Source organism: Natrinema thermotolerans (assembly GCF_031165565.1).
Lineage (GTDB): Archaea > Halobacteriota > Halobacteria > Halobacteriales > Natrialbaceae > Natrinema > Natrinema thermotolerans.
In genome coordinates, this window is the sequence record NZ_CP101873.1 from 2,624,343 (window position 1) to 2,639,822 (window position 15,480).

The 15,480-nt window shown below is 63.4% G+C and carries 22 protein-coding genes; 12 read left to right on the plus strand and 10 right to left on the minus strand.

What is annotated here, in order from left to right; all coding sequences use genetic code 11:
* Positions 1 to 42: 42 nt before the first annotated feature.
* The 3 genes from NP511_RS13490 to NP511_RS13500 are packed head-to-tail and all read right to left on the minus strand — an operon-like array spanning position 43 to position 1,140.
* Positions 43 to 564 carry a hypothetical protein gene (locus NP511_RS13490; RefSeq protein ID WP_049965911.1) on the minus strand — a complete coding sequence of 174 codons (522 nt, stop codon included), beginning with the start codon at positions 562 to 564 and terminating at the stop codon, positions 43 to 45.
* The gene (locus NP511_RS13495) at positions 554 to 694 is read right to left on the minus strand and encodes a hypothetical protein (RefSeq protein WP_158413756.1); all 141 of its coding nucleotides are present in this window, start codon (positions 692 to 694) and stop codon (positions 554 to 556) included. The genes NP511_RS13490 and NP511_RS13495 overlap by 11 nt, the downstream gene beginning before the upstream one ends.
* Positions 695 to 705: 11 nt before the next feature.
* Positions 706 to 1,140, minus strand: coding sequence for a DUF8023 family protein (locus tag NP511_RS13500; protein ID WP_049965912.1), 435 nt, complete (start codon positions 1,138 to 1,140; stop codon positions 706 to 708).
* Positions 1,141 to 1,262: 122 nt separating this feature from the next.
* On the opposite strand from NP511_RS13500, the gene NP511_RS13505 reads away from it, so the two are divergent.
* The 3 genes from NP511_RS13505 to NP511_RS13515 are packed head-to-tail and all read left to right on the plus strand — an operon-like array spanning position 1,263 to position 1,893.
* A complete protein-coding gene (locus NP511_RS13505; RefSeq protein WP_049965913.1) occupies positions 1,263 to 1,448 on the plus strand; it encodes a DUF8053 family protein in 186 nt (61 codons plus the stop codon).
* Positions 1,448 to 1,642 carry a hypothetical protein gene (locus NP511_RS13510; protein WP_049965914.1) on the plus strand — a complete coding sequence of 65 codons (195 nt, stop codon included), beginning with the start codon at positions 1,448 to 1,450 and terminating at the stop codon, positions 1,640 to 1,642. Before NP511_RS13505 ends, NP511_RS13510 begins: the two co-directional genes overlap by 1 nt.
* Positions 1,639 to 1,893: a hypothetical protein gene (locus NP511_RS13515; protein WP_049965915.1), complete on the plus strand. Its 255-nt coding sequence runs from the start codon at positions 1,639 to 1,641 to the stop codon at positions 1,891 to 1,893. The genes NP511_RS13510 and NP511_RS13515 overlap by 4 nt, the downstream gene beginning before the upstream one ends.
* Before the next feature lie 121 nt (positions 1,894 to 2,014).
* Here the strand turns inward: NP511_RS13515 and NP511_RS13520 are convergent, their stop codons facing one another.
* The 4 genes from NP511_RS13520 to NP511_RS13535 are packed head-to-tail and all read right to left on the minus strand — an operon-like array spanning position 2,015 to position 3,744.
* Positions 2,015 to 2,560 carry a type IV pilin domain-containing protein gene (locus NP511_RS13520; RefSeq protein ID WP_084158287.1) on the minus strand — a complete coding sequence of 182 codons (546 nt, stop codon included), beginning with the start codon at positions 2,558 to 2,560 and terminating at the stop codon, positions 2,015 to 2,017.
* Positions 2,561 to 2,563: 3 nt separating this feature from the next.
* Positions 2,564 to 2,935 carry a type IV pilin domain-containing protein gene (locus tag NP511_RS22985; RefSeq protein WP_084158288.1) on the minus strand — a complete coding sequence of 124 codons (372 nt, stop codon included), beginning with the start codon at positions 2,933 to 2,935 and terminating at the stop codon, positions 2,564 to 2,566.
* Between the two features lie 18 nt (positions 2,936 to 2,953).
* Positions 2,954 to 3,370, minus strand: coding sequence for a type IV pilin domain-containing protein (locus NP511_RS13530; RefSeq protein WP_084158289.1), 417 nt, complete (start codon positions 3,368 to 3,370; stop codon positions 2,954 to 2,956).
* 2 nt (positions 3,371 to 3,372) lie between these two features.
* Positions 3,373 to 3,744, minus strand: coding sequence for a type IV pilin domain-containing protein (locus tag NP511_RS13535; RefSeq protein WP_084158290.1), 372 nt, complete (start codon positions 3,742 to 3,744; stop codon positions 3,373 to 3,375).
* Between the two features lie 320 nt (positions 3,745 to 4,064).
* Here NP511_RS13535 and NP511_RS13540 point away from each other — a divergent pair, with 320 nt between their 5' ends.
* The 4 genes from NP511_RS13540 (at position 4,065) to NP511_RS13555 (ending at position 7,688) form a co-directional block, all read left to right on the plus strand.
* Positions 4,065 to 4,862: a hypothetical protein gene (locus NP511_RS13540; protein ID WP_049965916.1), complete on the plus strand. Its 798-nt coding sequence runs from the start codon at positions 4,065 to 4,067 to the stop codon at positions 4,860 to 4,862.
* A gap of 142 nt (positions 4,863 to 5,004) precedes the next feature.
* Positions 5,005 to 5,538 (plus strand): AAA family ATPase, encoded by a 534-nt coding sequence (locus NP511_RS13545; RefSeq protein ID WP_233274344.1) that lies wholly within the window; start codon positions 5,005 to 5,007, stop codon positions 5,536 to 5,538.
* Positions 5,539 to 5,702: 164 nt separating this feature from the next.
* Positions 5,703 to 6,815 carry a lipid II:glycine glycyltransferase FemX gene (locus NP511_RS13550; RefSeq protein ID WP_049965918.1) on the plus strand — a complete coding sequence of 371 codons (1,113 nt, stop codon included), beginning with the start codon at positions 5,703 to 5,705 and terminating at the stop codon, positions 6,813 to 6,815.
* A 150-nt stretch (positions 6,816 to 6,965) separates the two neighbouring features.
* The gene (locus tag NP511_RS13555) at positions 6,966 to 7,688 is read left to right on the plus strand and encodes a helix-turn-helix domain-containing protein (protein ID WP_049965919.1); all 723 of its coding nucleotides are present in this window, start codon (positions 6,966 to 6,968) and stop codon (positions 7,686 to 7,688) included.
* A gap of 104 nt (positions 7,689 to 7,792) precedes the next feature.
* Here NP511_RS13555 and NP511_RS13560 read toward each other — a convergent pair whose 3' ends face one another.
* Both NP511_RS13560 and NP511_RS13565 read right to left on the minus strand, forming a co-directional pair.
* On the minus strand, positions 7,793 to 8,650 hold the full coding sequence (locus NP511_RS13560) for a hypothetical protein (RefSeq protein ID WP_049965920.1): 858 nt from the start codon (positions 8,648 to 8,650) through the stop codon (positions 7,793 to 7,795).
* On the minus strand, positions 8,643 to 9,845 hold the full coding sequence (locus tag NP511_RS13565) for an outer membrane protein assembly factor BamB family protein (RefSeq protein ID WP_049965921.1): 1,203 nt from the start codon (positions 9,843 to 9,845) through the stop codon (positions 8,643 to 8,645). The genes NP511_RS13560 and NP511_RS13565 overlap by 8 nt, the downstream gene beginning before the upstream one ends.
* 172 nt (positions 9,846 to 10,017) lie before the next feature.
* On the opposite strand from NP511_RS13565, the gene NP511_RS13570 reads away from it, so the two are divergent.
* The 4 genes from NP511_RS13570 to NP511_RS13585 all read left to right on the plus strand — a co-directional run bounded on the left by NP511_RS13570 (position 10,018) and on the right by NP511_RS13585 (position 12,702).
* Positions 10,018 to 10,338, plus strand: a complete 321-nt coding sequence (locus tag NP511_RS13570) for a 30S ribosomal protein S24e (RefSeq protein WP_006181526.1) — start codon at positions 10,018 to 10,020, stop codon at positions 10,336 to 10,338.
* Complete coding sequence (locus NP511_RS13575) at positions 10,339 to 10,473, plus strand: 30S ribosomal protein S27ae (RefSeq protein ID WP_006181525.1); 135 nt, start codon at positions 10,339 to 10,341, stop codon at positions 10,471 to 10,473.
* Positions 10,474 to 10,597: 124 nt separating this feature from the next.
* Positions 10,598 to 12,328, plus strand: a complete 1,731-nt coding sequence (locus NP511_RS13580) for a bifunctional N(6)-L-threonylcarbamoyladenine synthase/serine/threonine protein kinase (RefSeq protein WP_049965922.1) — start codon at positions 10,598 to 10,600, stop codon at positions 12,326 to 12,328.
* Positions 12,329 to 12,417: 89 nt separating this feature from the next.
* Positions 12,418 to 12,702: a DUF5808 domain-containing protein gene (locus tag NP511_RS13585; RefSeq protein ID WP_049965924.1), complete on the plus strand. Its 285-nt coding sequence runs from the start codon at positions 12,418 to 12,420 to the stop codon at positions 12,700 to 12,702.
* A 365-nt stretch (positions 12,703 to 13,067) separates the two neighbouring features.
* Here NP511_RS13585 and NP511_RS13590 read toward each other — a convergent pair whose 3' ends face one another.
* On the minus strand, positions 13,068 to 14,738 hold the full coding sequence (locus NP511_RS13590) for an NADH-quinone oxidoreductase subunit D (protein WP_049965926.1): 1,671 nt from the start codon (positions 14,736 to 14,738) through the stop codon (positions 13,068 to 13,070).
* Positions 14,739 to 14,821: 83 nt separating this feature from the next.
* On the opposite strand from NP511_RS13590, the gene NP511_RS13595 reads away from it, so the two are divergent.
* On the plus strand, positions 14,822 to 15,475 hold the full coding sequence (locus NP511_RS13595) for a helix-turn-helix domain-containing protein (protein ID WP_049965927.1): 654 nt from the start codon (positions 14,822 to 14,824) through the stop codon (positions 15,473 to 15,475).
* Positions 15,476 to 15,480: the final 5 nt, after the last annotated feature.

A 15,480-nucleotide genomic window follows, 5' to 3' on the forward strand; every position in this document is an offset into this window, starting at 1 on the left:
CGTCCGTACTGTCAAAGATTGATGGAATCATTGATGTATCTCTTAGTCGCGAATGGTCCAGAGCGCCGCACCGATTGCGGCGACCCCGATCACCGCGCCTCCGACGAGTATCCCGCCGCCGAGTGAGTCACCGCCGCTCGGCAAGACGCCGCCGAGGTAGCCAGAGCTGTCTTCAACTGATGCACTGTCGATCGCCGACCCGCCCGAAACGATGACTCGGTAATCCGTGTCCAGTTCGAGACCGCTGGCATTCTCGTCGTAGCTGGCCGTCGTCGTGTTCCCAGCGTCGGCCCCGATCGTGTCCTTGAGGACGATCGTGGCGTTGGCCGGGTCGTTTGCGTATTCCGTCTCGTTGTAGAACGTGACCAACGCCGACGTGTTCGCCGGGTCCGTGACGGATTCGTTCCACGTGACCGAGACGTTGATCGGAGTCGAATCATTCGAGACGGTCACCGTCTCGTTGGTGGTGAACTCGGACGACTGTGCAGTGCCGATCGCCACGAAGCCGACGAGCGAGCCGAGGACGACCAGCGCCAGCAGCCCAGTCGCGAGTCTATTCGACATGGATCGCCTCCCGCCGGATTCCGGCGCTCTTCAGCGTCGCGATGATCCGGTCGCGCTCGAGACCCTCGCTGAAGTTCTCGAGGACGATTCGGGGCGTTTCCGCGCTCGAGTCGTTAGTAGTGGTTTCCATCGTTCGGTCCCTCACTTGTAGGCGATCAGGTAGAACCCGGCCCCGTTCAGGAACACCATGAACCAACCGAGCGGCCACGTCGATGTGACCGCGACCGAGACGGCCGGCACGAGGGCGCTCAGGATGTTCAGGATGAACATCAGGAGCAAGACGACAGTCTCCATGTCCGTGTAGTCGTCCACCGTTGTCTGACCGTTCGTGACCCACGCGACGACGATCGTAATCATGGAGATCAGGAACCCCCACGTGATTTCGGTTCCATTGCTCGAGACCAGAACACCCTCGAAGCCGGTATTGAACGGCGCGTTCAGGGTGAACGTTCCAACCGCGGCGACCGAGAACGACGCGAGGACGAACAGGGGCGCGAGAACGCTATCAATCAGGTCGATACCATCTTCCCGGCGCACGGCGTCCGGGACTGTGCTTGCTGGCAAACTCAGTGCCATACGCTCGGTCGGCAACCCGCCTCTCCGAAAAACCTCGGAATAAAGGGATACTCCCCTTGGGGTCCCCACTTGGAACCCAGAGAGTCACGAAGTTTTATGAGAAGGCGGGTTGCCCGCCGGATATGGCGCTGAACAAACTGCGAAAAATCGATCGCGATTCGGTTGGCATCACGATGCCGAAAGACGACATGCGCATCGAGGGCCTTCTCGACGAGGACGGCGAGATCGACGGCGACTATCACATGCACATCCGTCACGTCGACGACGGCCAGTGGTCCCTCGAGTTGGTCGAGGAGATCGAGGCATGATGGACGAGTACCTGGAGGAGGCCAGACGCGAGCAACGGCGAGACCTCGAGCGGGAAGCGACGGCCGCGATCGAACTCCGGGCTCGGCTCCCCCAGCTCGTCCAGCAGGCGATCGCCCGCGTTCTCGAGGAAGCAGACGACCTCGAGCAGGCGAAGGAATTCGCCGGAATCGGAGGCGAGGAGATCGATGCGTGAGCGACGAGAGGCCAACGGTGTTCGAATCACTCGCTGCCAGTCTTCGAGGGACCAGGCCGCGGGACTGGGTGATAGCGCTCGGGTTCGCGATCGCAGCCATTCTTCCGATGGGTGTCGTATTCTACCCGCTGTTCACCGAGGTCCTCGCCGTGTACGAGAACGGCCACTATGCTACCCTCGGGTTCGCATTCGTTGGGTCTATTCTCGTCTACGAGTGGTACATGAAGACCGTACTGCGGATCGGTCCATGACCGAGAGACCTGCAACCGGGTCTTCGAAGCCGACCCCACGGGTCGCGCTCAGATGTATACGGAAGACGGATTTATCCCGCGAGATCTGACGTTCACCGGATGACTAAAAAGAAAATGTTTATTAGAGTTCGTATTCAGCGATGACTGTTTCCTTCCCGTCGTGGGTTCCAATCACTTGGATTGAACCATCTGACGCGCTGCTTGGACCACCATACGAACTTCCATGAGTACTTTCATCTCCACAGACAAATCCGATTCCTGAACTATCAAGATCGCTCAGGCTTAGGCTACTAGTTGCACCTTGCTCTGCATTCCCTGTGTGAATTGTTACAGAAGATCCAACACTAGCGGCTATTGCAGCACTACTGTTCTTATCAGCCGAGTCTGTATCATAGTAGGCGTTACAGTCTCCCGTTCCACTTAGCGAGAAACTATCTGCCCGTTGGATGTTATTCACAGTTACAGTAACATTGTCGTTACCTTCGTCGAAGTCTATACCAGCCTGCGCGTTCGCGCTTTGGCCCTGTCCGAGGTCAAGCACGAATGCCGCAATCACGGCCGCGAGAATGACAGTAATTGCGACCATCAGGATGACCCCGATAACAGGGGATACTGCTCGTTCGCTTTCCGGACCGATCAACTTGTTACGGATAGATTTTCCGTCCATTGTTTATAGTGATTGAATGACTGCTTCGTTTCCAGACTCAGTCACACCAATGACATTGTCACCAGAGTCACACGGGAATGTACCTCCTGCCGATGTTGCACTAGGGCCAGTGAAGCTGCCACCCGAGTAGTCTCCACCGTCGCTGCAATAAACCCCTTGAGTATTGGAACCAAGATTGTTCACTGTGACTTCCCCGGCGGACTCATCGACGCTGAGTCCTGCTTGGGGGTTTGCTTCTTGTCCTTGTCCGAGGTCAAGCACGAAGGCCGCGATCACGGCAGCGAGTATTACGGTTATCGCAACCATGAGAATGACTCCGATAACGGGTGAAACGGCCCGTTCGGAACTGTTTTCTTTGGTTTGAACTGACATCATATTGGGAACACTACTTGATTATGGGCTGTGTTCGTATTCTGCCACAACTGCTTCTTCACCCTCGTACGTACCAATAATATTGATAGTGCCGGATGAGTCACAGTTTGTTTTCTCTAGTGAAGCACCAACGCTGTTTGAGATAGTATCACTTGTAATGTCGCTGTCACACCCTAAGGTGTCGCCCCGGATTTGGAAATCCGCATCATTACGCTGAATATTATTGACAGTGATCGTAATGTCTTCTCCACTCTGGTCAAAGGTAATTCCAGCAGCTGGTGTTGCACTTTGGCCCTGGCCGAGGTCTAGCACGAATGCCGCAATCACGGCCGCGAGGATCACAGTAATTGCAACCATCAGGATAACCCCGATAACGGGGGACACTGCTCGTTCTTCTTTACTCCCAACCAGCTTCGCTTGATATTTTTCTAAATCCATTTTTATAGACTCTGAATCACAGCTTCGTTTCCGCTCTCGGTAACTCCGATGACGTTATCGCTACAAGAGAATGTACCTCCTGCTGATGAGGCCTTCTCACCTGCACCACTGAAGTCTGTGCCAGTACTACTGCAATAAACTCCCTTAGTATTTGGACCAAGATTGTTTACCGTAACTGTACTCGAATCCTCGTCATAGCTGATACCTGCCGTCGGATTAGCTTCTTGGCCTTGACCGAGGTCAAGTACGAACGCCGCGATCACAGCCGCGAGGATAACAGTGATTGCAACCATCAGGATAACCCCGATGACGGGCGACACAGCCCGTTCGTCGTCTGTACCAATCAACTTGTTTCGAATTGATTTTCCGTCCATGTTTTTCCCACGCACCGGTGTTAAATCGCAGGAAAGCTTATTTGCAGTCTCGGTGATCCGAGACTTGCGGTTAGGGGGATTGGACCAACCCTTTGTCCCCGCTTTCCTACTGTTGTCCGATGCTCATAGTGATGACTTGACCAATCCCATATAATGGTATGGGTCCGTGACCATCTGTTTAAAACGAAAGACTTTCAGAACTGAGAATCAGGCGGCCGCAGATATCTTACAGCAGTGTCTTGAAGCGGTGCAGTCGGGCGATTCCTCGCTCGTCAGTACGAACCAGTACCGATTTGATCATGCGGCCGTAGGAATTGTCCATGCCAGACGCGCACGTGACCGAACCCGAGTTCGCGCGTACCTATGACGGTGGGGCCTACGACGATGCGTGGGCCGCCGTCAAACAGTACCGGCGGGTGATCGCCTACCATCGCGACAACCCCGACGCCGGGATCGCCGAACTCATGCGTATCTCGGGAGCGGCTCGCAACTCGGTCGTCTCGTGGATCGACGACGGTGCGACGCCGCTGGTTGCCCAGGGCTTGTACAAAGCACATGACTACAAACTACTCGGGGTCGACTACGACGAAATTACGCCGCTGAATATCCTCGTCGCTGCCGCCCTCTCGGCCGGGACGATCGACGCCCGAAACTACCAGCCCACGTTTACGGTTGAATCGCTCGAGAACTCATTGGTCGTCAACAGCCTCGAGCTGATCGGCGTCGGATCGCAGGAACTCGAGAACGGAACTGGAGATGCTCCGACTGTCGGGCCAGCGGCGGATGCTGCGATCATCGGCCGCGCCCTCCATGTCCTTGGGGTACCACTGGGGAGCAAGACCAACGCCGGCGAACTGTCGCTTCCGTCGTACCTCGAAGATGCCCCCGACGCGGTCCGGAAACGATTCGTCGATATCTATCTCGAGAACCGTGGCCAGCCCCACGTCGATAACGCCGGACTGGCGATCAAAGAGGATCGCCCCCGGACTTATCAGGAGCAACTGGCGTCTCTCATTGAATCGGTCGCAGGAGAGTCCGTGACGGTCGCGGACAGCGGGGTCATGGTGTCGGCCGATGCAGCACGTGCGCTCGGATTCGAACAGCCCGAAACAGTCTGACTGACTGAACCAGCCCCACTATCGATCTGTTCTCCAACTATCACCCATACCGAGTCTGAACGAATTCGGTTGCTGTTCCTCCGTCTGTTCATCATCCAATCGACTCGTCAGTAATTAATAGGTAGTCCGGAAACTACCAGTCATGATTACGGACGCTCGAGCCCTCCGCCCGTCGTACGTCCCGAGCGATCTCCATCACCGGGACGGAAAAATCGAACAGTTGGCCGGTGCGCTCCGGCCGATCACCGACGGCGATACCGGCGAGAACGTGTTGGTTTTCGGACCGAGCGGGACGGGGAAGACGACGCTCGCACGGTTCGTCGTTCGCGAACTCGAGCGCGAGACGTTCAATCTCCGCTGGGGCTACCACAACTGTATTTCCGGTTCGTTGAAAGCCGAGGTACTCTACGGAATCATGCGGGATGCAGGTCTCGGTGCAGACCTCAAGAAGATGGGCTCACCGACGAGCGCGTTCATCGATCGACTCCGCGAGAGCGACCGGCGCGTCCAACGACGGAGGGTCGCGATGAGCGACGGTGCCGACGACTCGAGCGGCCGACCGGTCTGTCCGCGCTGTGGCGGCCCGGTGGTCATGACGGTCGTCCTCGGGCCGACCGACGGCAGCGTGTCCCCGTGTGGCTGTCGGATGCCACCGGAGTTGCTCCCCGATCCGTAGGAGCCGCCGCGAGGGCTGCCCCTCCCGACGGCCGACTCGACACCCCGACGCCGAGTCCAACGGCGCTCGAGCCGCGGTCTCCACCTATTGGCCGTCGTTACCGTCCCCGACCCGGGACGGAATGGAGAGACTACCAAATAGGGTGCCCCGTCTGTCGTCGATCAATGGCACAAGGGACCGGCGGCGAAGCGCGCTCGAGACTCCGTCGCGTCGGGGCGGTGCTGTCCGAACACGTCAGCCCCACGGTCGATGCGGACTCGAGCCTCGAGATCGAAGTCGTCGATTCGGTCGCGGAGGTCGGTCGAGAGCGCTGGAACGGATTGGTCGAGCGCTCGAGTCGGGAGAGCGTCTTTCATCGCTACGAGTGGCTCGCGGCGGTCGAGTCGGGGCTTGGGTATCCGGCCAAACACCTCGTGGTTCGGAAAGACGGGAACACGATCGGCTGCATGCCGAACGTCGTCGTTGGGATCGAGAAGACGCCGTTCAAGCGGCTCTCGTCGGCCTATCCCGGCTTCGGCGGGCCGCTGGTGCCGACGGACACGAGCGACGCGCTCGAGCGGGTACTCGATGCGGTGCCGTCGCGCTGTGGCGGACGGACGATCGTCCACCAGATTCGGGGACTGGACGCGGGGTATCTGCGGTACAACGATCCGCTGCAGGAGCGGGGGTATCGCCCGTATCGGCGCGAGTGTCGGTTCCTGCTGGATCTGACGCGGGGCCACGACGCGATCCGCGCGGGCATGAGTCGGACCCGGCGACGGGGGATCGAACGTGGCGAGGACGGCGACTACGAAATCGTCGCGGAGGACATCACCCGCGGGAACCTCCGGCGGTTCCACCGCGCGTACGAACGGGTCATGGACCGCGTCGGTGCGGAGACCTACCCGTTCTCCTTTTTCGATGCGCTCCGGCCGATGGCCGACCGGCTCCTCCTGTTGACGATCCGGATCGACGGCGAGTACGCCGGCGGGATGCTCGAGGTCCTCGACGACGAGCGGGACGCAGTTCATGGCTTTTTCGCGGCTGTGCCGCGGGAGTACTTCGACGATCACGCGTCGGAACTGCTCTACGATCGGGTGTTTCAGTGGGGAATCGACCACGGCTACGAGACCTACGACTTCGGGAGTACGACCGCGGACTTCGAGGATGGCGTCTTCCGGTTCAAGGAGAGTTTTGGCGGCCGGGCTGTCCCGGTCTTCGTCTGGGAGCGGGGCTGTAGTCCCCTCTGGCGACTGGTGAAGATCGGCCGGTCGCTGTACTGGCCGTATTACACCTGAATCGGAGTCCGAAAGCGCACTCGATTCGGTCTGCGGGGGCTCCTATGGACGGGGCGCTCCCCGTCGGTCGTTTAGCCCGCTTGTTTTGTCGTTCAAATAATCCATTCGAACGCATAACTGTTATTTATGACGGGTTCGTAATCCAATAGCATGCGGTACGTGACATACGTTATCACGCCACTACGAGGGTACTTCGATCGGGGTGCGGAGCGTCTCCGGGAACTTGGGGTCACGTTCGATGCCGTTCGGAACGTCGAGCAACTCAACGACGGGACGATCATGACACAGAAAGTGCTGCGGGGGGATCGGGCCGTCGCCGAGCGGGCACTCGAAGAGACGGGGCCGACGGTCGTCGACTACCAGTTGACCGACGCCGGCGATAGGTCGATCCTTCAACTCCACTACGAGCCGAGCGACCTCACACGGGAGTTACGGGCGATACACGACCGGCACGCGGTGTTGCTCGACTACCCGCTCGAGTACACCGGGCCGGCAAACCGGAGCCTCCGCGTCTCGGAGATCGGCCGCGAGGACGCACTCCGTCGTCTCATCGAGGAGACGCGGGCGATCGTCGACGTCGAAATCGAGCGACTCGGCAGCTACGATCCGTCCGCCGAACGGCCCTTTACCGAACTGACTGATCGCCAGCGGGAGGTGTTACGCGTCGCCGTCGAGGAGGGATACTACGAAGAGCCCCGACAGGTCACCTACGGGGATATCGCCGCCCGGCTGGACTGTTCTGCGGGAACGGTCGGCCAACACCTCCGCCGGATCGAGGCCCGGCTCATGTCGTCGCTCATCAGCGGCGACGCCGAACGGGCGGCCGAGACCGACGGGCACCCCGATCCTCCGGCGACTGGCCCGTCCCGATAGCCGACCGTCGCGCTCGAGCGGGGACGGTCGTCCGTGGGTCGGTCCGGTTGCCGCAGTCGAGCGCCACCGAACGTGGCCGGCGAGCCGGTCGGCGCGTTGCCGCGTCACCCGCCAGTATCAGCGGGTCTCCCGTCTCGGACAGCGGCCATCGTTACGGCCAGCGTCGAGCCGACGAGAGCCGTACTCAGCGCCGTTCCCACGACCGGAACGAGTCCCAACAGCCACGCCGCGAGGCCGAAACAGACGACGAGCGCGAGCAGCCGCCAGCCGATCCCGCGGGTCGCACGAGCGCTCCGGGCGAGCGCGGTGACCGGCCCCGATCCGGTGACGACGAACGCGGGCGCGGGGAAGAACCGCACGAACGCGGCGAAGAGGGGGACCGCGAGTATCACGCCGACGACGAGCCCGACGTCGCCGATGGAGCCGACCGCCCGCCCGACCGCATCGAACAGGACGATCAGTCCGAGATACGCCAGCCATCGCCGTCCCCACTGTCGCCAGCTCCAGCCGTCGTCGCTCTCGAGCGTTCGCGCGATGGTCGCGGTTCCGGCGGCCGCGACGACAGCCATCGCGAGCGCCTCGAGGCCGACCGCCCAGGCGAGGTAGGGGAGTTTCAGGTCGATGAGCGCCCCGAGCGAGCGGGCCGTGTCCGGGACGCCGGTCGGGTAGCCGGCGTATTCGATCCCGATCGAGACGTCGTCGCCGGTGACCAGCGTCGGAATCGGGTCCCACCGCCGGAGCCGGTCGAGGAGCGCGAGGACGAGCCCGGCCACGGTAAACGGCACCAGCAGCGCCGGATCGCGCCGGAGACGCGGTATCGCGCCGGCGATCCCGGTCGGCGGCGTGTCGGCATCGTCGCTATCGGTCTCAGAGGCCGCCTCGTCGGTCGGTGCCGGTGTCGCCGAGTCGTCGCTGATGGTCGGCTCCCGTTCCCGTCCGTCGTCGCCCTCGTCGTCACTCATGATCTCCCTCCAGCGCGAGGACGCGGTCGCCGTCGACGACGTAGAGAACGCCGTCGCCGACCGCCGGTTGCGAGAAGAACCAGTCGGTTTCGCGGGTGAACCGCCGGTCACCCGTCGCGGCGTCGAGGATCATGAGGTCGTAGCCGCCGGTCACGTAGACGACGCCGTCCGCGACGACGGGGGCCGCTTCCCGGGTGAACGCCAGCGTCCACTCCTCGGCCCCCGTCTCGAGGTCGCGTGCGTGTAGCGACTCGGTGCCGTCGGCGAAGAACACCCGGCCGTCGGCGACGGCGGCCGCGCCGCCGGTCGCGTTGCCCGCGAGATCCCGCGACCAGCGAACGTCGCCGTTCGCCTCGTAGACTGTGAGGCCGCCTCGAGTCGGGACGACGACCCCGTCGGCCGTCGCCGTCGGCGGGAGTACCATCGCTTCGTCGAGTTCGTCCTCCCACACGACGTCGCCCGTTTCGGCGTCGAGAGCCCGGACCTGAGACGGCCAGCCGGTGACGAAGACGGTCCCGTCTTTCACTGCCGGCCGTCGTACGGTCACGCTGAACTCGTCGCCGGCGTCGAGCCGTCGCCGCCACTGCTCGCTGCCGTCGGTGGCCCCGAGCGCGACGATCTCGCCGCGGTCGGGGGCGGCGACGTACACCGTCCCGTCCGCGGGGACCGGCGGCGGGCTCTCGAGCGCGTTCACGGGCGGTGACGAGGGGGACGGCCCCGGCCCGCGCCACCGGTTCGCACCGAACTGGACGCCGAACGCCCGGAGGCCGCCACCGGCGTTCAGCCCGGCGATGCCGTTGTCCGTGCTGACCGTCAGCGTTCCGGTCCGGTAGATCGAGGGGGAGACGTAGGCGGGGCTGGAACGGAACGTGCTGTCGTACGAGAACCGCTCGTCGCCGTCCGTGGCGTCGAATGCGGTGAGGTTCTCGTTGCCGGCATAGACCGTCCCGTCGACGACCACGGGCGGCGTGACCGCGAAGCCGCCGGTGTCCGCGAGTCGCCCCTCCCATGCGAGCCGCAGGTCGTCTTTCGGGCCCACCGCGTCGGGGCTGTGGCCGGTTCCGGCGGCATCGTAGCGGGCCATCGGCCAGTCGATCGTCGCGGCGTCGGCTCGATCGTCAACGGCCGCGTAGCCGCCGAAGAGGCCGCCGACCCCGAGAACGCCGCTCGCGAGCGCCTGTCGTCTGGAGGGCATTCCACTGAACCTGTAAGTTCAATAAATAAATGCGTTCACATTTCGATCCGATCGGACCACGGAGCCGGGCCGCGGTTTCGGACTCGTCGGAGAACGCCTCGAGTCCCATCGGTGGCCGCTTCGAAATCCTTTTAGGCGCTACACGGGGATAGTAGGGTAACTGAGTGATATCATGGACGTCGACATCATCTCCGAAACGGAGAACCCCATGTTGCATCGGACCGACGTGACCTTCGAACTCTCCCACGAGGACGCGACTCCCGAGCGACTGCAGGTTCGGGACAGTCTGGCCGCGAAGCTGAACAAGGACGCCGACGAGGTCGTCATCCGCAAGCTCGACACCAAGTTCGGGATGCGCAAGACCGTCGGGCAGGCCAAGGTCTACGAGACCGCAGACGACGCCCGTGACGTCGAGCAAGACCACATGCTCGAGCGGAACAAGATCGGTGCCGACGAGGAGGCCGACGCCGAGGCAGAACCGGAGGAAGCCTAAATGGCTCGCTACGAACTCTACAACGACGATGGGAGTACGGAGCGCGAACAGTGTCCCCGCTGCGGTGACGTGTTCCTCGCCGACCACGGCGACCGCAAGCACTGCGGGAAGTGCAGTTACACCGAGTGGGAGTAAGGCGATGTGCCGAGCGACCGCGAGGCACATCGAAACGCGAGCGGGACGTGAAACGACCCGCAAGCGCGCGGTCACCCGACCGTAGCGGGATGTCTCGACCGCCGATGACTACCCGTTTTCAGCCGTGACTGACACCCGCATCCTCGGCATCGAGGGCACCGCCTGGGCCGCCAGCGCGGCCGTCTTCGACGCCGCACGCGACGACGTGTTCATCGAGAGCGACGCCTATCAGCCCGAGAGCGGCGGCATCCACCCTCGCGAGGCCGCCGAACACATGCACGAGGCCGTCCCCCGTGTCGTCGAACGCGCCCTCGAGGACGCCCGCGAGACCCACGACGGCCCCGCGAGCGAACCGCCGATCGATGCCGTCGCCTTCTCGCGCGGTCCCGGACTGGGCCCGTGCCTGCGCGTCGTCGGCACCGCCGCCCGCGCGCTGAGTCAGGCGCTTTCGGTGCCGCTGGTCGGCGTCAACCACATGGTCGCCCACCTCGAGATCGGTCGCCACACCTCGGGGTTCGACGCGCCGGTCTGTCTGAACGCGAGCGGCGCGAACGCGCATCTGCTGGCCTACCGCAACGGCCGCTATCGCGTCCTCGGCGAGACGATGGACACCGGCGTCGGCAACGCCATCGACAAGTTCACGCGCCACGTCGGCTGGTCCCACCCCGGCGGGCCGAAAGTCGAGGCGGCAGCGGCGGACGGCGACTACGTCGACCTCCCCTACGTCGTCAAGGGGATGGACTTCTCGTTTTCGGGGATCATGAGCGCCGCCAAGCAAGCGTACGACGACGGCGTCCCCGTCGAGGACGTCTGCTTCTCCCTGCAGGAGAATATCTTCGGCATGCTGACCGAAGTCTCCGAACGCGCCCTCTCGCTGACCGGCAGCGACGAACTCGTGTTAGGCGGCGGCGTCGGCCAGAACGACCGCCTGCGCGAGATGCTCGGAGAGATGTGCGCCCAGCGCGGGGCCGAGTTCCACGCCCCCGAGCCGCGGTTCCTGCGGGACAACGCGGGGATGATCGCCGTGCTTGGCGCGAAGATGTACGACGCCGGCGATGCCCTCGCGCTCGAGGACTCCCGCGTCGATCCGGATTTCCGGCCGGATCAGGTCTCCGTCACCTGGCGCTCCGACGAACCGGACCTCGCAGTGGGGCGTGCGGACGGCGACACGCAAGTCCGCGGTGCCGAGGCGCTCGTCGACCTCGAGCCCGCGGCCGGCCGCGTCACGAAACGCCGCGAGGCCAAGACCTACCGCCACCCCCAACTCGACGACCGGCTCCGTCGCGAGCGGACGACCCTCGAGGCCCGCCTGACCAGTCTGGCCCGCCGCGAGGGGGTGCCGACGCCGGTGCTGTCGGACGTCGACTCCCGCGAGGCGCGGCTGGAACTCGAGTACGTCGGCGAACGTGACCTCCGCGCGGCGCTGACGGCTGCGGGCGTTCGTGACGTCGGCCGGCACCTCGCCCGACTGCACAACGCCGGCTTCGTCCATGGCGATCCGACGACCAGAAACGTCAGGGTCGGGCGTGTGGGACGCGACGCGTCCCGGTCCGAGCGAGCGGTCGACGACCGCGAGCAGCGCGCAGCGCCGCCGAACGAGCGAACGGACGACGTCCGTGAGCAAGGCCCGGACCGCACCTACCTCATCGACTTCGGGCTGGGCTACCACACGGACCACGTCGAGGACTACGCGATGGATCTCCACGTCTTCGACCAGAGCCTCGTCGGGACCGCCGACGACCCCGAGCCGCTGCGCGAGGCGGTCCGGGCGGGGTATCGCGAGGTCGGCGAGGAACGGGTGCTCGAGCGCCTGCGGGCGGTCGAGGGCCGGGGCCGCTACCAGTCGGACGCGTAGGGCGGGCCGGCGATCCGGTCGCCGGCAGTCGTCCTCGGTGACGGCACCAGCACACAATCCCTTTATCGGGGGACGACGTATCACCGAGCATGGCAGACAAGTCGACGTCCGGTGAGATCCTGGGGGTACCGTACAACTTCGAACGACCGAGCATCAGTCGCATGCTCTCGTCGTACTGGCAGCCCGGCGAGGGGATGCTCGTCGAGAAACCCTTCGGGGTCGGCTACACCCTGAACCTCGCCAACTGGCGTTCGTGGATCGTCGTCGCCGTCGCCGGCGGCTTGCTCTGGCAGCAGGAACAGGGCGCGTCCGGTGACGACGAGGAATCGGTCGACGAACCCGTCGAGGTCATCGTCGACGACACCGACGACTAAGCGCGCTTCCTTTTTAGCCGCGCTAGTAGCTCTGAGAGTGCCTATGCATAATTCCGTATATCGGTGTAGATCTCACTAGTTCCTTTGCTTAAAATGATTTATTATAGTGTTCGAAATGGATACTAAAATGGAGGAGATATTACTGTCAATCGCAGTACTCGCGATCATAGTTCAATATCTAGGCTATCTTCTTCTCCGCATTGATATCCGACGGAGAGGGTATACCGACCCGAAAATAAAACAGCTTCCGACGTTAACTGCGAGACTTCCGCTTCTCGGTGTGGTCGTTCCGCTGTGGTACGTCTATCGTCGGAGTGATTTCGAAGAGAACGGTGGTAACCGTTGAAATTCACTGGCTGACGCGATCAGCGATCGACCTCGCCCATGATGCAGTCGAGGCTCCCGATCGCCGCGATGAGGTCGGCGACGTACTCGCCGCGGGCGATCTCGGGCAGCGCCGAGAGGTTCGAGAAACACGGACTGCGGATCTTGAACCGCGCCGGCGTCTCGGTGCCGTCCGACCGGATGTAGATCCCGAGTTCGCCCTTCGCGCCCTCGACGGCGCGGTAGCTCTCGGCGTCGGCCTCGGGCTTGAGCGTTCTGGGGACGTTGCTCTGGACCGTCCGGTCGTCTTCGGGCCAGTCGGCCAGCAGGTCGAGACACTGATCGACGATCTTCGCCGACTCCTCAATCTCGCCCAGTCGGACGAGCAAGCGAGCGAAGTTGTCGCCGTCGGGTTCGGTGACCACGTCCCACTCGAGTTCATCGTAGTAGCCGTAGGGGTCGTCACGGCGGAGGTCGTAGTCGATGCCGGAACCGCGGGCGACGGGGCCGGTACAGCCGTAGTCCTTCGCGACCGTGGGCTCCAAGACGCCGGTGTCGACGCAGCGACGCTGGAAGATCTCGTTGGTCACGAGCAGGTCGTGATACTCCTCGAGTTTCGCCGGGAAGCCGTCGAGGACGTCCCGAACGTTCGCGATGAACTCCCCGCGGGGTTCGGGCAGGTCCCAGGCGACCCCGCCCACTCGGAAGTAGTTGAACATCATCCGTTGGCCGGTCAGCGCCTCGAGACAGTCCAAGACGAGTTCGCGATCCCGGATCGCGTATTGGAAGGCGGCACAGAACTCGCCGACGATGTCCAGCGCGTAGGTGCCGATGGCGATGAAATGCGAGGCCAGCCGCGAGAGTTCGGCCCCCATCGTCCGGATCACCTGCGCGTACGCCGGCACGTCGACGTCCGCGAGGGCCTCGATCGTGCGGGCGTAGGCCCACTCGTTGAGTAGTCCCGAGGACACCCAGTCCCAGCGGTCCGGGTACGGCATGATCTGATGGCGGTACGTACTCTCCTGGCACATCTGCTCCTCGCACCGGTGGATGTAACCGATGTCGGGGTCGACGTCGACGACCGTCTCGCCGTCCAGCACGGCCTTCACGTGGAGGACGCCGTGGGTCGAGGGATGGTGCGGGCCGATGTTGAGAAACATCGTCTCCGAGGTGGTGTCGTGTTCGTCGCCCGCGATCGGGTTCGCGTGTTCCGAGAGGGTGACGATCTGAGATTGCTCCGCATCGTAGTCCAGCGAGAGGGGATGTCCCTGCCACGTCTCCGGCAGGAGGATTCGCCGCAGGTCGGGGTGGGCCTCGTACTCGGTCCCGATCAGGTCGTAAGCCTCGCGCTCGTGCCAGTTGGCCGTCTCGAAGACCGGCGCGGCCGACTCGCCTTTCGGTTCGCGGGTCGGCGTCGGCACCACCACGCTCACCTCCCGCGTCGGGTCCGCGTAGGACTTCAAGTGATAGATCGTCTCGAACCGGTCCGGATACTGCTGGGCCGTCACACAGGAACAGTGATCGAACCCGGCCTCGTCGCGAAGCGTCGCCAGCACCGCCTGTACCTCGTCGGGCCGGATCACGACCGCCGGCGCGTTCTCGTGATCGTCCCGCCCGAGGACCGCGTCCCCGAGCAGGCCCTCGAGCGTTTCCTCCCCGTCCGCGTCGCCCCGTTTTACCGGCCGCGACTCGAGCGTCGAATCCGCTGTCATAGCCGGCCGTTCGGCCGCTCGAGGCGAGTCGGTTCTGCGTCACGGGCTAGGCTATTTATATACGCAGGCCGGACCCTCCGGTCGTGAAGACCGTTCGGCTCACGCTGCGGTTCGACGCCGAGACGATCCACCCGATGCACCGGTTCGTCGCCGAGAGCGACGCGTTCGAGTCCTATCGGCTGGTCCACGGCAACTTCGCTGGCGAGAACGACGACAACGTCTTTATCTTTCACGTCGTCGGTGACGCCGACGTCTACGAGGCCGCGCTCGCCGAGACCGACCGCGTCGACGACTACGAACTCACGCGGACCGGCGATCGAACCTTTACCGTCTACGTCCGCGATCTGCCGGCCGACGTCGACACGAGGCTCCTCGAGGGCCTCACCGCCGGCAGTCTCGTCGTCCTGCCACCGCTTGAGTACCGGTCGGACTGGACGGTCCGGTTCTCCGTCGTCGGCGAATCGGCCGATCTCCGGGCGGCACTCGAGGAGATGCCCGACGGCATCGAGACGACCGTCGACCGCGTCGGCGAGTACGACGGGGCCGACGCGGCGGTCAGCGCACTGACCGCCCGCCAGCGGGAGACGCTCCGGGTCGCTCGCGAGTTGGGGTACTTCGAGGTCCCACGCGCGGCGGGCGTCGAGGACGTCGCCGCCGAACTCGACTGTGCGCCCGGGACGGCCGCCGAACACCTCCGGAAGGCGGAGGAAACTGTGATGGACGCTCTCGATCTGTAGCCGAC